Here is a 6,000-nt window from a genome sequence, read left to right as displayed (position 1 = left end):
AATATAGCCATATTAATTTAACTATTGAGAACTTTTTAAGACTTAAAGCCAACTAATATCAATAAAAATATTGTTTTTATATTAATCGTTTATGTTTGTTTTTTTACACAAAAGAGTCAAGCACAACTTGGTTTTTGTGCTGGAAATTCAGGCGACCCTATTTTTACAGAAACATTTGGGACAGGAACTAGTAATACCCCTTTACCAACTGGAACAACAACGTATACCTACAATAGTGGAATCCCTGGTAACGGCGAATACACAGTATCAAATAATACATTAGCTAACGGTCTTGATTGGTTTCAATTAAGTGAAGATCATACGGTAGGTGACACTAACGGTAAATTTCTTATTGTACAAGCTGACCAAATTCCAGGAGAATTTTACCAAACTAGAGTTTCTGGACTCTGTGAAACTACAACATATGAGTTTTCTGCCTGGGTAATCAATCTCGTTATAGCAAATAGTTTTTGCTCTCAAAATGGCGGAACAATTCCCATTAATGTTCGATTTGAAATTTGGGATAGTTCTGATACGAATAGGTTGGCTTTCGGAGATACGGGAAATATTGTTGAAACTTCAAGCCCAAATTGGGAACAATTTGCTTTGGTTTTTCAAACCTTAGCAGGGCAGAATGAGATTATTTTGAAGATGATAAATAATGGTCAAGGGGGATGTGGTAACGATTTAGCAATTGATGATATTGAATTTAAATCTTGTGGAGATACGGTTATAGTTACAGATTTCAACGACGATACTTCAGTTAGTTTATGTAGTAGCCAAACACCCTTTAATTCAACCTTAACGGCTACACCAGATTTCGTTGTTTATAGGACACACTTTTATCAGTGGCAGGAAAGTACAGATTCAGGAGCTACTTGGAACGACATTGCAGGCCAAATGAATCAAACCCTTTCAATTTCTCCTTCAAATACAACATATTACAGAGCTAAAATTGCAGAAGTTGCCATTAATTTATCTAATCCACAATGTGTTTCATTTTCTGATGAATATCAATTAACAATTAATCAATTACCACCTATGCCAACAATAGCTTGTTGGGAAACGGCAATTATTAATAATTCTACCTGTTCTTGGGAAATAACAGGGACTCAACCCATTCAACCAACTATAGAATGTTGGGAAACAGCGAGCTTTAATACAACGACATGTTCTTGGGATGTTTTTGGCACTCAGTCTGGCATGCCAACAGGTTTAAACTGTTGGGAAACGGCAACTTTTAATAACTCAACTTGTGTTTGGGATGTTTCAGGAACGCAACCTGTTCAACCAACAATAGAATGTTGGGAAACAGTGAGCTTCAATACAGTGACATGTTCTTGGGATGTTTTTGGCACTCAGCCTGTCATGCCAACAGGTTTAAACTGTTGGGAAAGCGCTAGTTTTAATAACTCAACTTGTGTTTGGGATGTTTCAGGAACGCAACCTGTTCAACCAACGATAGAATGTTGGGAAACAGTGAGCTTCAATACAGTGACATGTTCTTGGGATATTTTTGGCATACAACCTGCAATGCCAACAGGTTTAAGCTGTTGGGAAACGGCAACTTTTAATAACTCAACTTGTGTTTGGGATGTTTCAGGAACGCGACCTGTTCAACCTACAACATCATGTTATGAAACGGCAACATTTAACACAGGAACCTGTTCTTGGGATATTACAGGAACCCAGCCACCACAGCCTAATTTACTATGTTGGGAAATAGCTACTTTTAATAATGCAACTTGCTCTTGGTCTGTCTCAGGTACACAGCCTATTCAACCAGTTTTAGAATGTTGGGAAACAGCTACATTTAATACGGTTACATGTTCTTGGGAAGTTTCTGGAACACAACCTGGAAATGTAATAGAGGAAAATCTAGAATTATGTGAAGGCACTTCATTAACATTACAAGCGCAAACAAATATTTCTAATCCGAGTTATGTTTGGAGTACGGGTAGTAGTACTGATGAAATAATAATTAATACAGCCGGTACTTTTTCTGTTGAAATTACGAATGGTTTTTGTTCTTTTGAGACGATCATTTTTAACATAATATTATTAGAGACTCCAATAATTGAAAATGTAATCTCAGACGGTAATAATATAGTTGTTACAACTTTAAATACAGGAGATTTCTTATATTCAATAAATGGAAATATTTTTCAACCAAATAATATTTTTTATAATGTTGAAGGAGGGTTTTATTCTATTTATGTAAAACAAAGTGATTGTAATAATATAATTACAAGCCAACACTTACATTTTTATATTCCAAAATTCTTTACACCTAATGGTGATGGTGTTAAAGACACGTTTAGTTTAGCAGGAATAGAATATTTTAGCTCCTCACAGGTTTCGATTTTTAATCGCTATGGGAAGTTGTTAAAATCTTCAACCAATAGCCCTTTTGAATGGGATGGTAAATTTCAAAACGAATATTTACCTACGGATGATTACTGGTATCTTATTATTATTGAAGGCCAAAAATTTATGGGGCACTTTACTTTAAAGCGGTAAAATCATATTCACGTTCCACTTTACATATTCTAATATGATACCATGAATAATAATCACTTTTCCCTTTTTGTTGCGCTTCTAAATGCTCATAGTTTTGTTTCCATTTTTTTATGGCGTCTAAACTTTCCCAATAACTAACGGTAATACCTATATATTCTCTGGCACTATTCATACCTAAAAAACCATTTTGCTGTTTCGCTAGTTCCTCCATTTTGTTTGCCATTTCTGCATATCCTTGAGTATTTTCAGAATGGGTTGAGGTGAAAATTACGGCGTAATAGGGAAGGTTCGCATTCATTGAAAAAGGAAACTTAAATTGAGTTTTAAAGTTACATTATTTAAAAATTAAGTCAAGGTTTGAAACAACTTTTTATTAGTATCTTTGTTATAAAATTATATAATTCGTAAAAAAATCTTAATATGGAGGCAATTACTGCTGATTTCGAAATAAAAGAAGCATTAAATCAACTAGGCGTTAAAGACATTAATGAAGGATCTTCAACAGGATCTAATGATTTTTCTAACGGAGAATTAATTAATAGTTATTCACCTGTTGATGGACAATTAATTGGAACAATAAAGTCAACAACGAAGGCAGATTATGAAAAGGTGATGGAAGCTGCAACATTAGCTTTTAAAACCTGGAGAATCATGCCAGCGCCTCAGCGAGGAGAGATTGTAAGACAATTTGCAGATAAATTACGCGAGAAGAAAGAAGCTTTAGGGAAACTGGTGTCTTATGAAATGGGTAAAAGCTATCAGGAAGGATTGGGAGAAGTTCAAGAAATGATAGATATCTGTGATTTTGCCGTTGGTTTGTCTCGTCAGCTTCATGGTTTAACCATGCATAGTGAGCGTCCCGGACACAGAATGTACGAGCAATATCATCCGCTTGGTGTGATTGGCATCATTTCAGCGTTTAATTTTCCAGTGGCTGTATGGGCTTGGAATACGGCTTTGGCTTGGATCTGTGGCGATGTTTGTGTTTGGAAGCCTAGTGAAAAGTCACCTTTATGTGGTATCGCTTGTCAGAATATTGCAGCCGAAGTGTTTGCGAAAAATAATCTACCAGAAGGTATTTCTTGTTTAATAAATGGCGATTACAGAGTTGGAGAATTTATGACAAAAGACCAACGTATTCCATTAATTTCCGCCACAGGATCGACGCGAATGGGTAAAATTGTAGCGCGGGAAGTAGCAGGACGTTTAGGAAAATCGTTATTAGAATTAGGAGGAAATAATGCCATTATTGTAACTCCAGATGCCGACATAAAAATGACTGTCATTGGCGCTGTTTTTGGCGCCGTTGGAACGGCTGGGCAACGCTGTACCAGTACGCGAAGATTGATTATTCACGAATCTATTTATGATAAAGTAAAAGCAGCAGTGACCGATGCTTATAAACAATTGCGAATAGGTAATCCGTTAGATGAATCGAATCATGTAGGTCCTTTAATTGATAAAGATGCTGTGAAAATGTACCAAAAAGCTTTAGAGCAAGTGGTTGAAGAAGGTGGAAATATTGTCGTTGAAGGCGGCGTGCTTTCAGGAGAAGGTTATGAGTCGGGTTGTTATGTAAAACCAGCTATTGCTGAAGCAAAACCTGATTTTAAAATTGTTCAACATGAAACGTTTGCTCCTGTTTTATACTTATTAAAATATTCGGGAGACGTTGAAAATGCCATAGAAATTCAAAACGGTGTTGCACAAGGTTTAAGTTCAGCAATTATGACTAACAATTTACGTGAAGCAGAACGATTTTTATCTGTTCAAGGGTCTGATTGCGGTATTGCTAATGTGAATATTGGAACTTCTGGTGCTGAAATAGGGGGTGCTTTTGGAGGTGAAAAAGAAACTGGAGGTGGACGCGAGTCTGGTAGTGATGCATGGAAAGTGTATATGCGCAGACAAACAAATACCATTAATTATACGACTGAGTTGCCGTTAGCTCAAGGAATTAAGTTTGATTTGTAATCGTATAAAATAGTATCTATTTAAAAACCGTTTCCTTTTTAGAAACGGTTTTTTTATGGCGAGTTTTTTTTAAATTAAACCTTTTTAACTTATTTAAGTCTAATACTTTATATAAATTTTCTTAAATGAAAAAGAATTATATTCATCATTTATATTGGCGTGTTGGTTTTGGAATTCTTCCTAACCAGCTTAAAACCCTGTCTAAAAAAAGTAAAAATGCCATAGTTGATAATCTTATTTCTCAATCAAAAGACGCTAAGCCTTTAAAATTAGACACGTCTGAGCTTGATGCTTTGATGACTGGTTCTATTGAAAAAACGAGAGAGAATATTAAGCAAATTCAAAGAATAAGTAAAAAGAAGTCTATAGAACTTAATGTTGCATGGATAGAAAGACTTTCAAATTCTAATGCCTTGTTACATGAAAAAATGACCCTCTTTTGGGCGAATCATTTTGTGTGTAAAGACAATAATTATATTTACACTCAAAAATTTCATAATACGTTACGCCAATATGCTTTAGGTAATTTTAGAGATTTTGTAGTTGCCATATCTAAAGAAGCAGCTATGACAAAATATTTAAACACGAAACAAAATAGAAAGCAAAAACCAAATGAAAATTTTGCTCGTGAACTGATGGAATTATTCACCTTAGGTATTGGAAATTATTCTGAAGAAGACATTAAAGAAAGCGCTAAAGCTTTTACAGGCTATAGCCATAACTTGCAAGGAGATTTTGTTTTAAGATATTTTCAGCACGATAATAGTAACAAAACTTTTTTTGGTAAAACAGGAAACTTTACCGGTGAAGACATCATCAATATCATATTAGAACAAAAACAATGTGCACATTTTATATGCCAAAAAATATATCGCCACTTCGTAAATGATGTTATAAATGAGCGCCATATAGAAAATATGACCAATGTTTTTTATGCCGATTATGATATTGAAAATTTGATGCGATATGTGATGCTTTCAGAGTGGTTTTATGACGATAAAAATATAGGCACAAAAATAAAATCACCAGTTGAACTTTTGGCAGGAATAAAAACCTATGTTCCATTACATTTTTATGATTCAAAGCAGCTATTATATATTCAAAAATTACTAGGGCAAATTTTATTAAATCCCCCAAATGTTGCTGGTTGGAAAGAAGGGAAAAACTGGATAGATAGCAATACTATTGTAATGCGTTTAAAATTGCCCTCACTTCTTTTAAACAATGCCTACATATCCATAGCTGAAAAAGTTTCAGCTGATCAAGCAATAGAATTAAAAAAACAAGCCTTCAAAAATAAATTTGGAAAACGATTTAAAACCGAGACTGATTGGGCATATTTTAATAACCAATTTAAGAATGTTGATATTAATGATTTACAAAACCACTTATTGGCATGCAGTATTAGTCAAAATACAGACGAGTACTTAAAATCTTTAAGTAAAACATCTAAACAGGAATATTGCATTCAAATAATGTCGTTACCAGAATATCAAATGTGTTAAT

At 34.3% G+C, this 6,000-nt stretch carries 4 protein-coding genes; 3 read left to right on the top strand and 1 reads right to left on the bottom strand.

What is annotated here, in order from left to right; translation table 11 throughout:
• The first annotated feature begins 543 nt into the window (after positions 1–543).
• Positions 544–2,520, top strand: a complete 1,977-nt coding sequence (locus tag AC15TD_RS02570; RefSeq protein WP_484450576.1) for a T9SS type B sorting domain-containing protein — start codon at positions 544–546, stop codon at positions 2,518–2,520.
• Here the strand turns inward: AC15TD_RS02570 and AC15TD_RS02565 are convergent.
• Complete coding sequence (locus AC15TD_RS02565) at positions 2,504–2,818, bottom strand: antibiotic biosynthesis monooxygenase family protein (protein WP_484450575.1); 315 nt, start codon at positions 2,816–2,818, stop codon at positions 2,504–2,506. The genes AC15TD_RS02570 and AC15TD_RS02565 overlap by 17 nt on opposite strands.
• Before the next feature lie 122 nt (positions 2,819–2,940).
• Here AC15TD_RS02565 and amaB point away from each other — a divergent pair, with 122 nt between their 5' ends.
• On the top strand, positions 2,941–4,494 hold the full coding sequence (gene amaB, locus AC15TD_RS02560; RefSeq protein WP_484450574.1) for an L-piperidine-6-carboxylate dehydrogenase: 1,554 nt from the start codon (positions 2,941–2,943) through the stop codon (positions 4,492–4,494).
• Positions 4,495–4,619: 125 nt separating this feature from the next.
• Positions 4,620–5,999 carry a DUF1800 domain-containing protein gene (locus tag AC15TD_RS02555; RefSeq protein WP_484450573.1) on the top strand — a complete coding sequence of 460 codons (1,380 nt, stop codon included), beginning with the start codon at positions 4,620–4,622 and terminating at the stop codon, positions 5,997–5,999.
• Position 6,000: the final 1 nt, after the last annotated feature.

It is taken from the genome of Yeosuana sp., from assembly GCF_057126245.1.
This window is presented reverse-complemented; position numbering and strand designations above follow the sequence as displayed.

Bases quoted from the DNA above. Each gene is read 5' to 3' on its own strand.
- amaB (WP_484450574.1), top strand. From the start codon at position 2,941: ATGGAGGCAATTACTGCTGATTTCGAAATAAAAGAAGCATTAAATCAA.
- AC15TD_RS02555 (WP_484450573.1), top strand. From the start codon at position 4,620: ATGAAAAAGAATTATATTCATCATTTATATTGGCGTGTTGGTTTTGGA.
- AC15TD_RS02565 (WP_484450575.1), bottom strand. From the start codon at position 2,818: ATGAATGCGAACCTTCCCTATTACGCCGTAATTTTCACCTCAACCCAT.